21 protein-coding genes and 1 tRNA gene are annotated in these 19,810 nt (G+C 44.4%); 21 read left to right on the top strand and 1 reads right to left on the bottom strand.

From position 1 onward, the window contains the following. Position 1 precedes the first annotated feature (1 nt). The 18 genes from nadA (at position 2) to JX580_RS07090 (ending at position 14,215) form a co-directional block, all read left to right on the top strand. On the top strand, positions 2-1,072 hold the full coding sequence (gene nadA / locus JX580_RS07175; protein WP_248849868.1) for a quinolinate synthase NadA: 1,071 nt from the start codon (positions 2-4) through the stop codon (positions 1,070-1,072). An 18-nt stretch (positions 1,073-1,090) separates the two neighbouring features. After that, positions 1,091-1,846, top strand: coding sequence for a YebC/PmpR family DNA-binding transcriptional regulator (locus tag JX580_RS07170; RefSeq protein WP_248849867.1), 756 nt, complete (start codon positions 1,091-1,093; stop codon positions 1,844-1,846). Positions 1,847-1,848: 2 nt separating this feature from the next. Continuing rightward, positions 1,849-2,370 carry a crossover junction endodeoxyribonuclease RuvC gene (gene ruvC, locus JX580_RS07165; RefSeq protein WP_248849866.1) on the top strand — a complete coding sequence of 174 codons (522 nt, stop codon included), beginning with the start codon at positions 1,849-1,851 and terminating at the stop codon, positions 2,368-2,370. A 20-nt stretch (positions 2,371-2,390) separates the two neighbouring features. After that, on the top strand, positions 2,391-2,999 hold the full coding sequence (ruvA, locus tag JX580_RS07160; RefSeq protein ID WP_248849865.1) for a Holliday junction branch migration protein RuvA: 609 nt from the start codon (positions 2,391-2,393) through the stop codon (positions 2,997-2,999). Beyond that, positions 2,996-4,006, top strand: coding sequence for a Holliday junction branch migration DNA helicase RuvB (gene ruvB / locus JX580_RS07155; RefSeq protein ID WP_248849864.1), 1,011 nt, complete (start codon positions 2,996-2,998; stop codon positions 4,004-4,006). Before ruvA ends, ruvB begins: the two co-directional genes overlap by 4 nt. A gap of 3 nt (positions 4,007-4,009) precedes the next feature. Beyond that, positions 4,010-4,696 carry a protein TolQ gene (gene tolQ / locus JX580_RS07150; protein ID WP_248849863.1) on the top strand — a complete coding sequence of 229 codons (687 nt, stop codon included), beginning with the start codon at positions 4,010-4,012 and terminating at the stop codon, positions 4,694-4,696. A gap of 22 nt (positions 4,697-4,718) precedes the next feature. Beyond that, complete coding sequence (locus tag JX580_RS07145) at positions 4,719-5,168, top strand: ExbD/TolR family protein (protein WP_248849862.1); 450 nt, start codon at positions 4,719-4,721, stop codon at positions 5,166-5,168. Further along, positions 5,168-6,277 carry a cell envelope integrity protein TolA gene (tolA, locus tag JX580_RS07140; protein ID WP_248849861.1) on the top strand — a complete coding sequence of 370 codons (1,110 nt, stop codon included), beginning with the start codon at positions 5,168-5,170 and terminating at the stop codon, positions 6,275-6,277. The genes JX580_RS07145 and tolA overlap by 1 nt, the downstream gene beginning before the upstream one ends. Before the next feature lie 14 nt (positions 6,278-6,291). Next, positions 6,292-7,608 carry a Tol-Pal system beta propeller repeat protein TolB gene (gene tolB, locus JX580_RS07135; protein ID WP_248849860.1) on the top strand — a complete coding sequence of 439 codons (1,317 nt, stop codon included), beginning with the start codon at positions 6,292-6,294 and terminating at the stop codon, positions 7,606-7,608. Positions 7,609-7,644: 36 nt separating this feature from the next. After that, positions 7,645-8,229, top strand: coding sequence for a peptidoglycan-associated lipoprotein Pal (gene pal, locus JX580_RS07130; protein WP_248849859.1), 585 nt, complete (start codon positions 7,645-7,647; stop codon positions 8,227-8,229). Between the two features lie 50 nt (positions 8,230-8,279). Beyond that, positions 8,280-9,062 carry a tol-pal system protein YbgF gene (gene ybgF / locus JX580_RS07125; protein WP_248849858.1) on the top strand — a complete coding sequence of 261 codons (783 nt, stop codon included), beginning with the start codon at positions 8,280-8,282 and terminating at the stop codon, positions 9,060-9,062. A gap of 12 nt (positions 9,063-9,074) precedes the next feature. Further along, positions 9,075-9,755 (top strand): 7-cyano-7-deazaguanine synthase QueC, encoded by a 681-nt coding sequence (gene queC / locus JX580_RS07120; protein WP_248849857.1) that lies wholly within the window; start codon positions 9,075-9,077, stop codon positions 9,753-9,755. Between the two features lie 133 nt (positions 9,756-9,888). Continuing rightward, positions 9,889-9,964 (top strand) — tRNA-Lys (locus JX580_RS07115). Between the two features lie 134 nt (positions 9,965-10,098). Then, positions 10,099-11,556, top strand: a complete 1,458-nt coding sequence (locus JX580_RS07110; RefSeq protein WP_248849856.1) for a sodium:solute symporter family protein — start codon at positions 10,099-10,101, stop codon at positions 11,554-11,556. A 110-nt stretch (positions 11,557-11,666) separates the two neighbouring features. Continuing rightward, the gene (locus JX580_RS07105) at positions 11,667-12,050 is read left to right on the top strand and encodes a hypothetical protein (protein ID WP_248849855.1); all 384 of its coding nucleotides are present in this window, start codon (positions 11,667-11,669) and stop codon (positions 12,048-12,050) included. 96 nt (positions 12,051-12,146) lie between these two features. Next, complete coding sequence (locus JX580_RS07100; RefSeq protein WP_248849854.1) at positions 12,147-12,977, top strand: ferritin-like domain-containing protein; 831 nt, start codon at positions 12,147-12,149, stop codon at positions 12,975-12,977. Then, a complete protein-coding gene (locus JX580_RS07095; protein ID WP_248849853.1) occupies positions 12,978-13,895 on the top strand; it encodes an ROK family protein in 918 nt (305 codons plus the stop codon). Then, the gene (locus JX580_RS07090; protein WP_248849852.1) at positions 13,883-14,215 is read left to right on the top strand and encodes a thioredoxin family protein; all 333 of its coding nucleotides are present in this window, start codon (positions 13,883-13,885) and stop codon (positions 14,213-14,215) included. Before JX580_RS07095 ends, JX580_RS07090 begins: the two co-directional genes overlap by 13 nt. On the opposite strand, the gene JX580_RS07085 is transcribed toward JX580_RS07090, so the two are convergent. Beyond that, a complete protein-coding gene (locus JX580_RS07085) occupies positions 14,212-14,865 on the bottom strand; it encodes an HAD family hydrolase (RefSeq protein WP_248849851.1) in 654 nt (217 codons plus the stop codon). The genes JX580_RS07090 and JX580_RS07085 overlap by 4 nt on opposite strands. 171 nt (positions 14,866-15,036) lie before the next feature. Here JX580_RS07085 and JX580_RS07080 point away from each other — a divergent pair, with 171 nt between their 5' ends. The 3 genes from JX580_RS07080 to aceF all read left to right on the top strand — a co-directional run bounded on the left by JX580_RS07080 (position 15,037) and on the right by aceF (position 19,804). Continuing rightward, complete coding sequence (locus JX580_RS07080) at positions 15,037-15,540, top strand: RNA pyrophosphohydrolase (RefSeq protein WP_248849850.1); 504 nt, start codon at positions 15,037-15,039, stop codon at positions 15,538-15,540. A 220-nt stretch (positions 15,541-15,760) separates the two neighbouring features. Further along, the gene (aceE, locus tag JX580_RS07075; RefSeq protein WP_248849849.1) at positions 15,761-18,421 is read left to right on the top strand and encodes a pyruvate dehydrogenase (acetyl-transferring), homodimeric type; all 2,661 of its coding nucleotides are present in this window, start codon (positions 15,761-15,763) and stop codon (positions 18,419-18,421) included. Positions 18,422-18,481: 60 nt separating this feature from the next. Next, complete coding sequence (gene aceF, locus JX580_RS07070) at positions 18,482-19,804, top strand: dihydrolipoyllysine-residue acetyltransferase (protein WP_248849848.1); 1,323 nt, start codon at positions 18,482-18,484, stop codon at positions 19,802-19,804. Positions 19,805-19,810: the final 6 nt, after the last annotated feature.

Here is a 19,810-nt window from a genome sequence, read left to right as displayed (position 1 = left end):
GATGACCGCTTCAACCCAAATACCCTTGCAGCTGGCTGAAAAGATTAATCAACTGGCCGCGACGGCGCAACCTGCACCCTTGGTTTCGGCACAAGATAAAACGGCGTTGGTGGCTGAAATTAAGCAGTTGTTAAAACAGCATAATGCGCAAATAGTTGCGCATTATTATGTTGATGCTGAGTTGCAGGCGCTCGCGGAAGAAACCGGCGGTATGGTGGCCGATTCGTTAGAAATGGCGAATTTCGGTGCTCAGTCCGATGCCGATATTTTGGTGGTTTGCGGTGTCAGATTTATGGGTGAAACGGCGAAAATGCTAAGCCCTGAAAAAACCGTGTTGATGCCGGATTTAAATGCCACTTGTTCTTTAGATGTGGGTTGTCCGGCCGAAGATTTTGCGCGATTTTGTGCAGCGCATCCCGAGCATAAGGTGGTGGTCTATGCCAATACCAGTGCGGAGGTTAAAGCGATTGCGGATTGGGTGGTGACTTCAGGTAATGCATTGCAGATAGTGAGCCATCTTAAGGCGCAGGGTGAGAAAATCATCTGGGCACCGGATCAACATTTGGGCGCGTGGATTGAAAAAGAAACCGGCATTGAAATGTTGCGCTGGATGGGGCACTGTATCGTGCATGACGAGTTTAAGGCTTTCGAGCTTGAGCAACTTAAACAACAACATCCGAATGCGAAGGTATTGGTTCACCCAGAATCCGCAGAGGCGGTGGTCGCGCTGGCCGATGTGGTGGGTTCAACCAAGGTGTTGATTAATGCAGTGCAAACCATGCCGGATACGCAATTTATTGTGGCCACGGATCATGGTATTTTTTACAAGATGCGTCAGCTAGCACCCAATAAGCAACTGATTGTTGCGCCCACCGATTCAAAAACAACGCAGTGTATCAGTTGTGCGCATTGTCCTTGGATGGCAATGAATGGCTTACATAAGGTGGCCGATTGCTTGAAAAAACAGGATCAAACCATCGAAATTAATGAAGCGGTTCGGCTTAAAGCGCTGGTGTCGTTACAACGTATGTTGGATTTTTCACGTGCTCAGGGTTTGGTGGCAAAACGTTAGAAATAAAGTGAGATAAGCATGGCAGGACATAGTAAATGGGCCAACATTAAACATCGTAAAGCCCGTCAAGATGCAAAAAAAGGCAAGATTTTTACAAAACTTATTCGTGAGTTAGTGGTTGCGGCTAAAGCCGGTGGGCCATACCCTGAAGATAATCCGCGTTTACGCGCTGCAGTGGATAAAGCCTTGCGTGAGAACATGAAGCGCGACACGATTGATAAGGCGATTGCGCGCGGTGCCGGAAATCAGGAGGGAGAAGATTACGAGGAAATTCGTTATGAAGGCTATGCGCCCGCTGGCGTGGCGATTATGGTGGATTGCTTAACTGATAATCGTAATCGTACTGTCGGTGAAGTGCGCCATGCCTTTTCTAAGAAGGGTGGTAATCTAGGCACGGATGGTTCAGTGGGCTATATGTTCAACAAGCAAGGTTTGATTAGTTTTGAACCAGGCCTGGATGAAGATGCGTTAATGGAAGCGGCGATTGAAGCCGGTGCAGATGATGTCCAGGTGAGTGATGATGGTAGTATCGATGTGGTTACACCGCCTGAAGATCTGCATCGCGTGCTGGACGGTCTTAGCGCAGCTGGCTTCACCGCGGCGGAAGCCGACTTGAATATGGAAGCAGATATTAAGGTGTCGCTAGATTTCGACGATGCGCAAAAAGTCATGGCGCTGATTGATATGCTTGAGGACTTGGATGATGTACAAAAGGTACATACTAACTTGGATATCAGCGAAGACGTTATGGCGCAATTGATGGCAGCGGATTAGGTTTGAAACTTACGCAGCGGATTTTGGGCATTGATCCTGGATCAAGAAAAACCGGCTTTGGGATTATTGAGTCCGGTCGCTATCATCCGGTTTATTTGGTCAGTGGGGTGATTCGGGTTGAAAAGTTAACACCGGCTGAGCGACTTAAAACCATTTTTAATTCGATTGGTCAGTTAATTGATCAGTATCAACCCTCTTTGATGGCGATTGAAAAGGTATTTGTGCACAAGAATCCAAGTTCAGCGATTAAGCTAGGACAGGCTCGGGGTGTCATTTTGTGTGCGGCTTCTTTAAAAGATTTACCGATTATGGAATACACGCCGACACAGGTCAAAAGCACGATTGTCGGCCAGGGTCATGCCAGTAAAGACGCGGTTAATTTTATGATTAAGCAGCTGTTGCGTTTATCAGAAAATCCACAAGAAGACGCCGCGGATGCGCTGGCTTGTGCATTGTGTCATGATCGTTATTTATCACTGGGCATTGATCCAGAAGCCTTATCCAAGGGTACACGTTTTAGTTAGTTAAGGAGCAGGGCTTTAGCATGATAGGTTTTTTACATGGAACAATTGCCTTCAAGCAACCCCCTTTAATTGTGTTGGATGTTCAGGGGGTAGGGTATGAGGTTGAAGCACCTATGTCGAGTTTTTATGCCTTGACCGATGTGGGCACGCAAGCAAAAATTTTGACCCATATGCATGTGCGTGAGGATGCGATGCTGTTGTTTGGTTTTGCTACGGAGTCTGAACGCGCTTTGTTTCGTGAGCTGATTAAAGTCAGTGGCATTGGCGCAAAAATGGCTTTAGCGATTCTTTCAACCCACAGTGTTGATGAGTTTTGCTCACACGTGCATAACGCAGATTTAGCGGCCTTGACTAAAATACCGGGTGTTGGCAAAAAAACTGCAGAGCGTTTGTTAATTGAAATGCGCGATAAACTGAAAGGTTGGCATTCTATCAGTCCGAGTGATAAATCCACAAAACTTCCACAACCAGGCCTGGTATCTAATTCTATTCTTTTGTCAGCGCAAGCGGCTTTAGTGTCCTTAGGGTATAAGGATGTGCAGGCAGAGTCTTTAGTCAAATCCGTTTATCAGGAAGGTTTAACACTTGAACAGGTTATTAAAGCCGCCTTGCAGCAGGTCAGAATATGATTGAAACCGATCGTATTATCGGCAATCAAGAGCAGGATGATGATCTGTACGCCTTGCCGAAAATTCGTCCGCAATTTATGCAGGACTATATCGGCCAGGTTGCCGTGCGTGAACAATTAAGTATGTTTATTGATGCGGCAAAAATGCGTCGGGAACATTTGGATCATGTATTGCTTTATGGGCCACCAGGCCTGGGCAAAACTACGCTGGCGAATATTGTGGCGCAAGAAATGGGCGCGACCTTGCGGCAGACATCCGGACCGGTATTGGATAAGCCGGGTGACCTCGCCGCCATTCTCACCCGCTTAGAGCCGAATGATGTCTTATTTGTTGATGAAATTCACCGTCTTAGCCCGATTGTAGAGGAGATTCTTTATCCTGCAATGGAGGATTTTCAAATTGACATCGTTATTGGCGACGGACCCGCAGCGCACAGTGTTAAAATTGATGTTCCTCCCTTTACTTTGGTTGGGGCAACAACGAGAGCTGGGTTGCTAACATCGCCATTACGTGATCGTTTTGGTATAGTACAACGACTTGAGTTTTACACGATTGAAGAGTTGACAAAAATTGTTACCCGTTCTGCCAATATATTGGGGATTTCAACCGATGAATTGGGCGCGCGCGAGGTTGCTAAACGTTCGCGCGGGACGCCACGTATTGCTAATCGATTACTCAGAAGAGTTAGAGATTATGCTCAAGTTGAAGGGCGTGGAATTATAGATCAACAGATTGCGATGGCGGCATTAAATTTGCTTGACGTTGATCCTTTAGGGCTGGACAAAATGGATAGAAGACTTTTATCTGTCATGATCAGTCACTATGATGGAGGCCCTGTTGGAATAGACAGCATGGCCGCTGCAGTGGGTGAGGAACGTGGAACGATAGAAGATGTTCTAGAACCCTTCTTGGTTCAGCAAGGGTTTTTAATTAGAACACCGCGTGGTCGTGTGGCAACAAAACACGCATACCATCATCTCGGAATAGAATTTTGTGAAAAGGAATAAGGCATGTACGATCATTCGATGCTAGATTTAGTTTTAATGGCAAGCCCTTTGGTTCAGGCAGTTATGGCTATATTAGTTTTTATGTCAGTTTCAGCTTGGGCGGTTGCGTTAGCAAAAAGCTATCAGATTCGCCAGGCGAAGCGACAGGCTGACTTATTCTTAGAGGAATTTTGGGAGTCAGAGGACTTATCGCGTCTTTATAAAGATCTGTCGATGAATGAATCAGGCGATAATCAAGGATTAAAAGCTATTTTTGAAGCGGGTTTTCAAGAGTTTGTCCGACTAAAGAACCAAGGTGTTCAAGAAGCCAATGATCTAGTGTCTGCTTCACATCGAGCAATGAAGGTGGTTTTTAGCAAAGAATCAGAGCGTTTGGAGAATCGCCTTCCCTATTTAGCAACGGTAGGATCATCTGCTCCTTACATCGGTTTGTTTGGAACTGTAATAGGGGTGATGCACGCGTTTCAAGGTTTGAGTGAAAATACCAGTGCAACACTGTCAGCGGTTGCACCTGGGATTGCAGAGGCGTTGTTAGCAACCGGCATTGGGTTGTTTGCAGCCATTCCTGCCGTGATCTTCTACAACAGCTTAACCAATAAAACAGATAAGGTTTTAAGCAATTACGAAGGTTTTGCAGATGAGTTTTTGAGTATATTACAGCGTCAGGCACATCTGGCGAACAAATCATAACCTTTTAAGCTAGGTGTAAGTGATGCAAGCAGGATTTCGAACCGCCCGTGATAAAAAACGCTTAATGGCAGAAATTAATGTTGTGCCCTATATTGACGTAACATTGGTACTGCTGATTATTTTTATGGTCACGGCTCCAATCGTTCAACAAGCGGTAACTGTTCAGTTACCTCAGGCACCAGAGATTATTGAATCTTCTGAAGCATCTCAACCCATTAAACCTTTTGTTATTACGGTTACGCGTGATGGTCAATATAAAACCAGTGAGGCTCCAGATCGAGTTCTAACACAGGTCGAAATTACCGAATTAGTTGCCGAAGTTGTAGCACGCACTCAACTAAATGATGCACTTCCTGTTTATATTCAAGGTGATCGAGACGCACCCTATGGTCGAGTTGTGCATCTATTTGTTGTGCTAAAAAATAACGGTGTACCTAATGTTTCGCTGCTCACTGAGCCGGAGGGGGTCTAATGGTTGCTTTTACTCGACGCCATCCTATTGCCGTTTTATTAGCTTTAAGCCTGCATTTAATACTTGGCGTTTTACTGACCAGTGAGTTTTTTAAATCTGAAACTCATGTAGTGAAGGTGAGTAACTTACAGAATGAAACCAATGATCAATCCGCTAGGCTTACTCAACCTTTGGAAACTTTCGCGGTCGATCGTACATTAGTACAGCAGCAAATCGACAGAATTAAAGCTGAAGAAGAGGCCAAGCGTATAGAGCAACAGCGTCTTATTGAGCAGGCTCAAGCCAGTGAAGCACGTTTAGCTCAAACCCGGCGTGAGCAGGAAGAGCAAACGCGACGAGCAGAGCAAGCGCGTCGCCAAGCGGATATTGAACGTCAACGAATGGAGGCAGAGCGTCAGCGTGCTGCCGAGGAACAGCGGCGCGCTGAAGAAGCTAGCCGATTAGCACAGGAAGCAGAACGACGCCGGCAAGAAGCGGAAAGAAGTGTATCCAGAGTTGCTGAAGAGGCCGAAAAACGTCGCCAATTAGCTGAACAGCAAGCAGCAAGAATCACTCAAGAAGCAGAGCGTCAGCGACAAGCCGAGGAAAGAAGATTACGAGAACTTGAAGCACTGCAGCGTGAAGCTCAGTTGCAGGCACAACGTGAAGCAGAGCGTCAAAAGCAACTTCAAGAAGAAATCAAGCGCCAAGAGGCAGAGAGTCAGCGCATGCAGGCTGAAGCGCTTGCTGCAAGGTTACAGCGAGAGCAACAACAGGCGGAAGCAGAGCGGCTTCGTTTGGTTGCCGAAGAAGAAGCTCGTCAGCGTGAAGTTGCGAGGCAGCGTGAGTTGCTGAGTTTACGCGACTCCTATATCTCGGCTATTTCAGCAAAGGTTAGGGAAAATTGGCGAACTCCAGCAGATATATCTGATCAAGCGCAATGCGAATTGGCGATTGTACAAGAGCGTGATGGAAGGGTGGTTAGTGTACGCACTGAAAACTGTAATGCCCAGGCCACAGCGCAATTTAGACAAGCTGCAGAGCGTGCAGTTTACAGAGCTTCACCTTTGCCAAGGCCGGCAGTAGATGAGTTATTTGAACGCAACATACGATTTGTATTTAAACCATAATTTAGAAGGTGTTTATGAAGGTGTTCGATAAAGTTAAGTCTAAATTTGCGGTTTTGTTAGTCGCAAGTATGTCACTGTTTTCTATCCCTATTCAAGCAAGTTTGGTTATTGAGATAACCGATGGTGTTGAAAACGCTTTACCTATTGCAGTAGTTCCATTTCAGCAGCAGGGTTCTATGAGGGCTCCGGAAGATATCGCTGAAATTGTTCAATATAATCTCAGACGGAGTGGTCGGTTTGCTCCGTTGCCTGAAAACCAGTTGCCCTCAAGACCCAGTAACCTGGAGAATCTTGTTTTCGAAAACTGGCAGGGGTTAGATATAGACCACGTTATTATGGGATCAATCGTAAGTAGGCCTGATGGTTTATTTGACGTTGAGGTCAGGGTTGTTGATATTCTTCGTCGGCAACAGGTTTTAGGTAAGCGCTGGCGAAGCATTCCTAGAGCTCAATTGCGACAAGTAGCACATCAGATGTCGGATGATATCTTTTTTGAGTTGACAGGTATTCCGGGCGCTTTTAACACACGGTTAGCTTATGTGACTGTTCGTAATCAAGGAGACCAGCGGCATTATACGCTAGAAGTTTCGGATTCTGATGGACATAATCCTAGACCGATATTACGATCAAGAATGCCAATTATGTCTCCTGCTTGGTCACCTGATGGTACTAAACTAGCTTATGTTTCGTTTGAAACAGGACGTTCCAATGTAGTGGTTCAGCATTTAGATGGATCGAAACGAGAAATCGTTGCTGATTTTCCAGGGATCAACAGTGCCCCGGCTTGGTCACCGGATGGAAACTCCTTAGCTTTAACCTTATCAAAAGATGGTAACGCAGATATATTCATCATGGATATGAGAACCCGTGTACTTCGAAAAGTAACTCGTCATTGGGCCATAGAAACAGAACCAAGTTGGGCACCTGATGGACAGGCGTTATATTACAATTCAGACCGACGCGGTCAACCGCAAATTTTTAAGATGGATCTAAATTCAGGACAAGAAGACAGAGTAAGTTTTGAAGGTAGATATAATGCTAATCCTGTCGTATCTCCGAATGGTCGTTATCTAGCGATGGTTCACGCTAGCAATGGATTTAATATCGGTTTACAAGACCTGTATAATGGTGATTTTATAGTACTGACTAATACTTTTTTGAGTGAGTCACCAAGCTTTGCACCCAACAGTGATATGCTGGTGTATGCTATGAACAGAGATGGAAAGGGGCAGTTGGCGATCGTTTCTGTCAGGGGGCGGTCGTCACAGGTGTTGCGGGTAGCCGATGGGCAGGTTAGGGAACCGGCTTGGGGTCCACGTATATCGCAATAATTGAATTTTGTTTTTATATAATTAAGGATTGGTAGGATGTTTTTAAGAAAAGCTTTGGTGGTTTTGGCTGCGGTTGGGTTTATTGCTGGTTGTAGTAGTACACCGGAAGTAGTCATTGATGAGGCACAGGGTCAGCTAGAAGATCGTAGAGCGGGGGGAGGACTTTTTGATCATCCTTCACGTAGATCAGATGTAGAATTCATGGGAGTTGATCAAGGACGAGGTCTTGGTGGTGAACAAATTGATGGTGAAGGCTTAGTAGGCGGCTTGTTAGATGATGAAATGATGGGTAACTTTTTTCCGATTGTTTACTTTGGTTATGACCAATCATCGATAGATGAGTCTTCAATGCAAACTTTGCGTTATTACGCCGACCAGATGTTGAAAAATCCTCGTGTTGTAGTCAACCTTGAAGGTCATACTGATGAACGTGGCTCTCCTTCATATAACCTAGCATTGGGTGAGCGCAGATCTCAAGCAGTTGCTGAGGTTTTAATGCTTTATGGTGTTGCTAAGGAACGTATGACGCTAATAAGTTTTGGTGAAGAGCAGCCTGCAGTTATGGGGCATGATGAGCAGGCTTGGTCCAAGAATCGTCGTGTTGAACTTCGCTTTCAATAGTGAATTTGAGTATGAAGTCTTTCAATAGAAAATTAATAACTGTCGGGATAATGGCTTTAGCCTTTTCTGGTAGTTTACAAGCGCAGACGTTGGAGCAACGTGTTGATCGACTTGAGCGTATGGCTGATAACCCTGTCTTGTTACAACATACGCAGCGTATCGATCAGCAGCAAAGAGAAATTCAGGCTCTACATGACAGATTAGACCGACAGGATCGTTTAATCTCCAGTTTGCAAACTTTGTTAAAGCAGTTTGAAGCGAGCACGGATCATCGCTTAACTTCGCTGGAGAAAAAAACTGATAGTAACAAATCGGCAGAGCCACAGAGTTTATCCAATTTGAATGACTCAACGAATAAGGTTTTGGCTGAAGAAGACAGGGCTTCGTTGGAAGGTTTACCAAGGTCATTGAATCAGCAAATGGATGAGCCTGATGAAGTTATTTTAACTCCGCGTTTAGCTGAAGATAGAGCGCTTTATGATTCAGCCTTTAATGCGCTGCGAGAGAGTAGGTTTGATCAATCTATCGAGTTATTTACAGGTTTTCTTGAAACTTACCCTTCTAGTAGTTTAACCAGTGATGCGCTTTATTGGTTAGGAGAGGCTTATATGATTAAGCAGTCTTTTTCGGAAGCCTATTCTACATTTAATGAGTTAATGGAAACGCATCCTTCCAGTAGCAAGTTTTCGGATGCGATGTTAAGAGCGGCAGATAGTCTGGTAGGTTTGCAAAAACTGAATGAAGCGGAGCAAATGTACCGTAAGTTAATTGAGTTGTTGCCTGAATCGCGTTCAGCGAAGACCGCAGAGCGTCGATTAGAACGTTTTAATTAGAAGTCTGTCGTAATGAAAGAAAAAAAAATAGCAGTAGTTTTGCTCTCAGGTGGTTTAGACTCAGTTACAGTCTTGGCCTATGCAAGGTCTTTAGGTTACGAATGTCATACGCTTAGTTTTGACTATGGCCAACGGCATCATGTTGAGTTACAAGAAGCAAAGCAGCTTTCGATTAGTTATGGCGCGGTGACACATCGTGTTATGCAGATGAATATGGCGGCTATTGGTGGGTCTGCTTTGACTGATTTGACGATTGATGTGCCGGTGGATGGTGTGACTGATACGATTCCGGTAACTTATGTGCCTGCACGTAATACTATATTTTTATCTTATGCCTTAGGTTTAGCAGAGGTAATTAAGGCTCAGGCTATTTTTATTGGGGTTAATGCCGTTGATTATTCAGGCTATCCTGATTGTCGTCCTGAATATATCGCAGCCTTTGAGGCGCTTGCAAATCTGGCCACCAAGTCATCGGTTGAAGGCCAGTTGATGAAAATTGAGACACCACTCATTAACTTAACTAAAGCACAGATTATAAAAATGGGAACGGATTTGGGGGTTGACTATTCAAAAACAATCTCTTGTTATCAAGCCGATGATCAAGGTCGAGCCTGCGGCGTGTGTGATTCATGTCGATTACGTCGCCAAGGTTTTTTTGATGCGGGTCTAGATGATCCAACTCGCTATCGTTAAAACGTGATTTATTTCAATTAGTTAAAATTCTGTCTGAGTTTTTTTAAATTTACATTTAAAAAAATAGTAAAAAAACATTTAAAAAGGCTTGCCAAGCAGGGAAAACTCTATATAATACGCTGCATATCAACGAGGGTCGTTAGCTCAGTTGGTAGAGCAGTTGGCTTTTAACCAATTGGTCGTGCGTTCGAGTCGCACACGACCCACCATACATATTAACCCCGTTAAGTTTTCTTAACGGGGTTTTTTGTTTCTATATGATCCAAAAAATCACTATTCGCTTTTCGTTTTATTTGCTATATTTCAATTTTTTCATCTATCCTTTTTAAGAGGGTATTGCACTATGTTAATAAGTTTTACTTTTTTATATCTGTTGGCCTCCATTGCCCTTGGACTTTATGCAGCGACCAAGGTAAAAAACTTGGGTGATTATGTGTCTGCGGGTCGAAGTTTACCGATTTGGGTTGTAACCGCAATGGTTTTTGCCACCTGGTTTGGTGCTGAAACCGTTTTGGGGATTCCCGCCGAGTTTTTAGAAGGTGATTTGGGTGCGCTGATTGCAGATCCTTTTGGGGCTGCATTGTGCTTAATTTTATTTGGATTGTTTTTGGCGCGCAAACTCTACCGGATGAATTTATTAACATTGGGCGATTTTTATCGAATTCGATTTGACCGTCGGGTTGAAGTCGTTGCATCGGTAGCGATTGCGATTTCCTATTTGGGCTGGGTATCTGCACAAATCATGGCATTAGGCATTGTATTTAATGTGTTATCTGATGGTTATATTAGTGTGTTTAACGGGGTGTTGTTAGGTACAGCAGTCGTGTTGATTTATACACTGTTTGGCGGGATGTGGTCGGTTGCAATGACGACCTTTGTTCAAATGATTGTAATTGTTTTAGGTTTGTTGTTTATTGCTTGGTATCTTGCAACGATGGAAGGCGGAACCGGTGGTGTTATGCCGGTGATTGAACACGCAGCCCAGGCTGAGAAGTTTAATTTCTGGCCCGATTTGAATGCGATAGCCATGTTGGCTTTTATGTCTGCGCTCTTGACTATGGGGTTAGGTTCATTGGCCCAGCAGGATGTTTTTCAACGGGCAAATACCGCTAAGAATGAAAATATTGCAGTTTGGGGAACAGTAAGTGGGGGTGTTATATACCTGTTTTTTGCCGCAGTACCGATCTTTTTGGGTTATTCCGCCTATTTAATTAACCCTGAACTGGTTGCTACCTTCATGTCGATTGATGCTCAATTGGTTCTACCTCACTTAGTTAAAGAGCATTTACCGATTTTTGCTCAGGTCATATTTTATGGTGCGTTGCTTTCAGTCATTATGTCAACGGCTTCAGCAACCATGTTGGCACCTTCTGTGATTATATCTGAGAACATTTTAAAAGATTTTATTAAGGGTTTGAGTGATCGTTATTTGTTGTTATTGACGCGAGGTGTTGTGATAGCTTTTGCTTTATTGGTTGCTATTTATACCCTATGGGCGCTTGAGCAAGAGACGTCTATTCATAAAATGGTTGAAAATGCATATAAGGTTACTTTGGTGGTTGCTTTCGTGCCTTTGGTTGCAGGGCTTTATTGGAAGCGAGCCAGTGTAGCCGGCGCCATTTTAGGTATCTTGCTTGGTTTAATTGTTTGGCTAACGCTTGAATGGTTAGTTCCTGAACTTGAAGACAGTTTACCGGCTCATTTTATTGGTTTTTTTGCAGCGATATTCGGCATGATATTGGGTTCGTTAAAGTGGCCTAATCGTGAAGCGGACGTGGTTAATCGCCCAGCAGTGCTATAAGTTTAGTTTATAAGTATTTGGTAATATTCTATGAAGTTTGGCTTGCAGTTTAGGTTTAAAAACGGCAAAATAGGCTTTGCTAGAGAGGCAAAACCTTTTTGGAGTATTCAATGAAACAATTAACTCTTAAAGCTTTGTTTCTGTCAGGTGTAGCGGCATTCTCGATGAATGTTCATGCTTCTTCTGTTTACGAGCAGTGTGTAAGCGATGCAAAAATGCTGATTGAAGCAGGTATCAAGGGTGGTAACACTGCTGCGCGTGAAGTGCAACAGAAAGCTACGCTTGATCAGTGTAAAGCTGAACTTACTGCGATGGAGCAGAAGTATAAGTCTCAGTGGAAATTCACGGCGGCTGACGGTAAGGAGTATGTAAAAGCACCTTATTCAGTTATGACGCCTGAAGATCGTGAAAAATGGGCTATCCTATTTAACGCGATTGACACTAAGAACTTCATGGGTGTTCGCTACTTAATGGCGGTTTACTATCGTCAATAATTCCCTGTTATTGATGATGTAGGTGATGCATCTCGAAAAGCCGGCGCAAGCCGGCTTTTTTTTTGTTAATTTAACCCTCTTATGTTTTGTAGAACTATGGCTAAGATCAACCTATTCTCTTCGGTTTATGAGTGCTTGTTGTGCACCGATTTGTCACTAAAAATAAAACAGCTTGATCAATTACTATTTAATTGGAGTGAGCAAAATTTTGAATTTAGCCCATTAGATGCCGTTATGCGTATCGCTGAGCCTGGGCGGCCAAGCAAACCGGACTTGGTAGCACCAAGAAATTTAGTAAGGCGTGGTTTGGGTAGTAAAGAGGGGCATGCCGCATTGATGCATGCTATTGCTCATATCGAATTTAATGCAATTAACTTGGCCTTGGATGCTATTTATCGTTTTCAAACCATGCCGTTTAAATACTACCAGGATTGGTTAGGTGTGGCGGGTGAGGAGGCCTACCATTTTCAAATGATTCGTGAGCATCTTGATAGTATGGGCCATGATTACGGCGATTTTCCGGCACATAATGGCCTTTGGTTAACCACTTATGAAACCGATCATGATGTGTTGGTGCGCATGGCTATGGTGCCCAGAACCTTAGAGGCGCGTGGACTAGATGTAACGCCGGCTATGATTAAAAAATTGAGGGCTATTGGTGATCATCGTGGGGTTGAAATTTTGAAGATTCTATTACGTGATGAGGTTGGGCATGTTGCGGTGGGTACTTATTGGTATCGTTATTTGTGTGAGCAGCGTGCATTAAATCCTTTTGATGAGTTTCAGCGTATTTTAAGTGTATATTTTCACGGTGATATACGTGGACCGTTTAATTATGATGCCAGACGAGAAGCGGGTTTTTCTGAGCAGGAAATTCAGTGGTTAAAGCAACTTGAGCAGCAATCTTTTGATGGGATGGTTGTTTAAATGGTACGCCTTGGTATTGATTTAGGGGGTACAAAGATTGAAATTGTCGCCATTCAGTCCGATGGCGAGCCGCTGTTACGTCGGCGAATTCAGACACCTCAAGGTGATTATTTGGCGACGATACAGGCTTTAGTAAACTTGGTTGAGCAAGCTGAATCTGAAATGGCATTGGGTTATAAAGCCACCTTGGGGTTGGGTATCCCCGGAGCCTTGTCGGCAAAAACAGGGCGGGTAAAAAACGCGAATTCAACTTGGTTGATTGGTGAGGATTTAAAAGGTGACCTTGAGCAGTCCTTGGCTAGACCTGTAAGGATTGCGAATGATGCGAATTGTTTTGCGTTGGCGGAAGCTTCTCAGGGCGTAGCGAAGGGTGCTGAATCTGTTTTTGGTGTCATTATTGGTACTGGCTGTGGGGGCGGTTTAGTTTATCGCGGAAATATTATTCAAGGTTCAAATTCGATTGCGGGGGAGTGGGGGCATAATCCTATGCCATGGTTAGGCCGCAATGATTTTAAGCAGGCCTGCTATTGCGGTAAAAACAATTGTATTGAAACCTTTTTATCAGGGCCCGGCCTAGCAAAACGCTATCAACAAGCGACAGGGTGTGTTTTGACGGCAAAAGAAATAGTGGCACAAATGAGGCTGGGTGAAGCCTGCGCGGTGCAATGGATGCAGTGTTATTATGATTGGTTGGCAAAGGGTTTGGCATCAGTGATTAATGTCTTTGATCCAGAGGTGATAGTGCTAGGGGGCGGATTAAGTCAAATAGCAGAGCTTTATTCTGAAGTGCCAAGGCGTTGGCAAAACTGGGTGTTTAGTGATGAGGTGGTGACTCAACTGAGGTCACCAAAATTAGGCGATTCAGCCGGCGTTATTGGTGCGGCTTGGTTATGGAGTGTTGAAGAGTGCAGCAAGTAGAAAATCTTGAAGTTTTAGAACAACTTATTGAAACTCAACCAGGCCTGGTTGTGTTGTTTGGTGGGGAGCATTGCGGGGTATGTCAAATTATTAAGCCAAAGCTGATGCAAGCGTTAGCTGATGGGTTTGCGCAATTAGAATTGGTCTATATTGATTGCCAGAAACATACCAAGATCTGTTCGCAAAAAGGCGTGTTTTCCTTGCCTGTGGTGCAGGTGTACATTGATGGTCAGCGATTTATTGAAAAGGCGCGAACCTTTAGTTTGCCCGGTCTTCTGGCTGAAATGTCGCGCCCCTATCAGTTGCGTTTTGAGTCTTAGCGAAAACTGACTTGTTTCCATCCTCTTTGTTGAGCTACTTGACTTAGCGTTTCATCGGCATCAACCGCAATCGGATGAGCGACTATTTCAAGAAGGGGTAGATCATTGTGTGAGTCAGAGTAGAAAAAGCTGCCTTCAAGGGATACGGGGTTCTGATTTAACCATTGATTAAGACGTGTGATTTTACCTTGTTGAAATGAGGGGATGCCCTCCACTCGTCCAGTGTATTGTCCGTTAACTTTTTCAGGCTCGGTGCCAATTAATTGATCGATTCCAAGTTTTAGGCCAATCGGTCGAGTAATAAAGCTATTTGTGGCGGTGATAATGAGCAATTGGTCGCCTTTGGATTTGTGCTGTTCGATAGCTGCTTGGGCTTTTGGCAACATAATGGGTTCGATCATTATTTTCATGAATTCATTGTGCCATGATTGGAGTTGTTCTATCGGATGCTCACTAAGGGGTTTGAGCGAAAAGGCCTGGTATTCGTATATGTCGAGGGTGCCTTCTTTGTATTGTTGATAAAAACGCTGATTTTGCTCCTGGTACTCTTTGGCATCAATAAGTTGATTTTGAACTAAAAACTCGCCCCAAAGGTAGTCGCTATCACCCGCGATTAGGGTGTTGTCTAGGTCGAAAATTGCTAAAGGCATGACGCTTCTCATTATGAATTAAAAAAACCTAATCCTAATAGAGAAGTTGGTTTTCAACAAGCCCGTCGTTTTGTTTTTGTCAAATTAGACGGGTTTTTAATTGAAAGTTAAGCCTTTTTTCGGCATTATTAGCTTATTAATTAAATATAAAATTTTATTTGGGAATATTTTGTGATCGATCAGGATGGTTACCGCTTAAATGTGGGCATAATTATTGCCAATAAACAGGGCAAATTGTTCTGGGGTAAGCGAGTATATCAAGATGCTTGGCAGTTTCCTCAAGGTGGTATTCGTGAAAATGAAACGCCCCAGCAAGCGGTATTTCGTGAGCTTAAAGAGGAGGTTGGCCTGTCACCTTCGGATGTTCGCGTTTTGGGAAGAACGGAAGATTGGTTGCATTATGATCTACCGAAACACCTCATTCGTCATTACAGTCAACCGGTTTGTATTGGTCAGAAGCAGATTTGGTTTATGTTGGGCTTAGAAGCACCGGAGGAGTCGATTAACCTCTCTTACCATTCAACACCGGAGTTCGAAACTTGGTCATGGGTGGATTATTGGCAGCCAGTCCAAGACGTAGTGAGTTTTAAACAGCAGGTTTATCATCAAGCCTTAATTCAATTGGAAGACTGTTTAAAGAAATTTTGGCTTTCAAGTCAAGTCATTGAAAATTAAAGATTTTATTATCCTTTCCTTGTCAAGTTACATCCCTCCTCATGCTTTTTGTCGTGAAAAGTGATATTATTTGCGCAATTTAGTTTTGATTTAAACCTTCGAGTTCATTTTTCAATTCTTTTATTTCATCAATAATTTGAATGAAATGAGCTCTTTAACGACAAAAAGAGCCGCTGCCGACCCGGTGTTGTGCTCGGTTAATACCCAAGAGGTGCACTTTATGAGCGATCAGTTTATTGATCAAGATCCGCAAGAAATTCAAGAGTGGTTAGATGCGCTTGAAGCCGTAGTTCAATTTGAAGGCACAGACAAAGCCCATCATATTATCGCTACCTTGATTGAAAAAGCCCGTGTTCACGGCATTGATATTCCTTATTCTGCCAATACGCCTTATATCAACACCATAGCCGTGGAAGAACAAGAAAGTTACCCAGGTGATTTAAGCATTGAACAACGACTGCGCTCTATTTTGCGTTGGAATGCGATGGCGATGGTAGTGAAAGCAAACCGTGAAACTAGCGTGGGTGGACATATTGCGTCTTATGCTTCAAGTTGTACGCTTTATGAAGTCGGTTTCAACCATTTCTTCAAGGGGCCGGGTCATGAAATCGGTGGCGACATGGTGTTCTTTCAAGGTCATACCGCACCGGGTATGTATTCGCGCGCCTTTCTTGAAGGCCGTTTAACTGAAGATCAATTAAAAAACTTCCGCCAAGAAGTTGATGGGAATGGTCTGTCTTCTTATCCGCATCCTTGGTTAATGCCGGATTTTTGGCAGTTCCCAACCGTATCGATGGGGCTTGGGCCATTAATGGCCATTTACCAAGCGCGTTTTATGAAATATATGGATAAACGCGGTTTAGCCAAAACTGAAGGTCGCAAGGTTTGGGCTTATTTAGGTGACGGTGAAATGGATGAGCCGGAATCACGCGGTGCGATTCAACTCGCGCAACGTGAGCATTTAGATAACCTAATTTTTGTGGTGAACTGTAATCTGCAGCGTCTTGATGGGCCTGTGCGTGGGAATGGCAAGATTATTCAAGAGCTTGAAGGTATGTTCCGTGGTGCGGGTTGGAACGTGATTAAAGTGCTTTGGGGTACCGGTTGGGATACGTTGTTGGCCAAAGACACCAGCGGTAAGCTGATTGAGCGCATGGGTGAGGTGGTTGATGGTGAGTACCAAGCTTATAAAGCCAAAAATGGTGGCTATGTGCGTGAGCATTTCTTTGGTAAATACCCTGAATTGCTTGAATTAGTCAAGGATATGAGTGACCAGGATATCTTCCGCTTAACCCGTGGCGGCCATTCACCGCGTAAGATTTATAATGCTTACAAACGCGCTTCTGAAACCAAGGGTCAACCCTCGGTGATTTTGGCGCACACTGTCAAAGGCTATGGTATGGGCGAGTTTGGTGAAGCTGCGAACAGCGCGCACCAACAGAAAAAGCTTGATGTAAATGGTTTGAAATATTTCCGTGACCGTTTCTCGGTACCGATTTCAGATGAGCAGTTGGAAAATGATGTACCATTTTATCGCCCAGACGCTGATAGTCCGATTATGAAATACATGCAAGAACATCGCGCTAAATTAGGCGGGGCATTGCCTTGTCGTCAAGACACCTCAGAAAGCTTGCCTGTGCCTGAACTCAGTGCCTTTCAAATGCTATTAGATGGCACGGCTGATCGCGAAATGTCTACGACCATGGCGTTTGTCAGAACCTTATCTGTTTTATTACGTGATAAGCAGCTTGGCAAGCGCATTGTGCCGATTATTCCAGACGAAGCCCGTACTTTTGGTATGGAAGGTTTGTTCCGCCAAGTGGGTATCTATGATCCGGCGGGTCAGCTTTATGAGCCGGTCGATTCGGATCAGCTAATGTGGTACAAAGAATCGTCTAACGGTCAGGTGTTGGAAGAAGGGATTAACGAAGCCGGTGCGATGTCTTCTTGGATTGCCGCTGCAACAGCTTATGCCAATTATGGCGTAAGCATGATTCCTTTTTATATTTATTACTCGATGTTTGGTTTCCAGCGTATTGGTGACTTGGCTTGGGCTGCAGGCGATTCACGCGCACGCGGTTTCTTAATTGGCGGTACAGCGGGTCGCACAACGCTTGAAGGTGAAGGCTTGCAGCATCAAGATGGTCACAACTTGGTGATGTTTGATGCGGTGCCAAACTGCATGAGTTATGACCCAACTTTTGGTTATGAAATGGCCGTCATTATTCAAGATGGCTTGAAGCGCATGATTGAAAATAAGGAAGATATTTTCTATTACATCACCGCAATGAATGAAAATTATAGCCACCCAGCAATGCCTCAAGGTGCAGAAGAAGGCATCTTGAAAGGGATTTATGCTTTTAAAACCTCTAGCGCTAAGTCGAAAAACCGCGTGCAGTTGATGGGCTCAGGTACGATTTTCCGTGAGGTCATTGCCGCCGCAGAGTTATTGGAGCAAGATTGGGATGTGGCGGCCGATATCTGGTCTGCGCCGAGTTTTAACCTGTTACGTCGTGAAGGGATTGAGGTTGAACGTTGGAATACACTGCACCCTACCCAACAGGCTAAAGTGCCTTATGTGACCCAAGTATTAGCGGGTGCGCAAGGGCCATTCATTGCTGCAACCGATTATATTCGTGATTATGCCAATCGCATTCGCGAGTATGTTCCAGGCGACTATCATGTGTTGGGAACGGATGGATTTGGGCGTTCGGATACGCGTGAACAGTTGCGCAAATTCTTTGAAGTAAACCGTTACTATGTTGTGGTTGAAGCGCTGAAGGCCCTTGCTAAGCAAGGTAAGATTAAGGCTGAGACTGTGCAGCAAGCTATTGAGAAATACGGTTTGGATGCAGAAAAACCTTACCCTGTTCATGCATAATTTCATTCAACCAGGTCGGCTCAAAAAGCAGGCCTGGTTGTCTGTTTAAGGAAAATATTTATGGCGAAAATTCAATTTAAAGTTCCGGATATTGGCGATTTTGACGCAGTGGATGTGATCGAAATTTTAGTCAATGACGGCGATCAGATTCAGCTGGACGATTCAGTTTTAACCCTTGAGTCTGATAAAGCAACGATGGAAGTGCCGGCAAGCCACACGGGTAAAGTCAGCAATATTCAAATCAAGGTCGGTGATAAGGTCAAGCAAGGCACCTATATTTGTGATATCGAAGTAGATGCAGCAACTGAAAGTACTCCGAGATCTGCAGCTCAACCTGAACCGACTAAACCTGCCCCAGTAGAACCGGCTAAGCCTTTAGCTGTGCATGAAGAAACCCATTCTTCAAATGTCGGCTTGCCCTTAGCCAAATCGGTAGAAAACACACCTAAGCCGGTCAATCATCAGCCTATGGGGGCGTTGAGTCACGCTTCGCCCGCTGTTCGTGCCTTCTCTCGCGTGCTGGGTGTGGATCTAAGTAAGGTTAAAGGTTCGGGTAATAAGGGACGCGTTCTAAAAAAAGACGTTGAAGCCTTTGTTAAGTCGGTCATGAGTGGACAGGTATCAACCGGTGCGATGACATCGGGCACGGGGATTCCAGCGGTACCGACGATTGATTTTTCACAGTTTGGTGCTATTGAGCAGGTTGAGCTAAGTCGTATTAAAAAGCTGTCCGGTAAACATCTATCAACGGCTTGGTTGAATATTCCGCACGTCACTCAGTTTGACGAGTGTGATATTACCGATATGGATCAATTCCGCAAAGATATGAAAGTCCAGGCAGAAAAAGCCGGTGTTAAGTTAACACCGCTGGTGTTTATTATGAAAGCAGTGGTGGCCGCGTTAAAGGCTTTCCCAAATTTCAATGCCTCCTTGTCACCGGATGGCCAAAGCTTGATTCGCAAAGGTTATTACAATATCGGCATCGCAGTTGATACGCCCAATGGTTTGGTGGTGCCGGTAGTGTGTGATGTTGATCAAAAGTCGATTTATGATTTGTCGCGTGATCTGATGGAACTGAGTACTAAAGCACGTGATGGTAAGCTTTCACCAAAAGATTTATCAGGTGGATGTTTCAGTATTTCGAGCTTGGGTGGTATCGGCGGTACGCAGTTTACGCCGATTGTAAATGCGCCTGAAGTGGCCATTATGGGCGTATCCAAAGCTGCGATTCAGCCGGTTTGGGATGGTGCGAATTTCCAGCCACGCTTAATCATGCCGTTTAGTGTTTCTTATGATCACCGTGTGGTGGATGGGGCTGAAGGCGTTCGATTCACTCAGTTTGTCGGTCAGCATTTGGCGGATATCCGTCAATTATTGCTGTAAACCAAG

The sequence above is a fragment of the Thiomicrospira microaerophila genome, from assembly GCF_023278225.1.
Taxonomy (GTDB): domain Bacteria; phylum Pseudomonadota; class Gammaproteobacteria; order Thiomicrospirales; family Thiomicrospiraceae; genus Thiomicrospira; species Thiomicrospira microaerophila_A.
The sequence above is the reverse complement of the archived record's forward strand: the minus strand, read 5'-3'. Positions and strand labels throughout refer to the sequence as shown.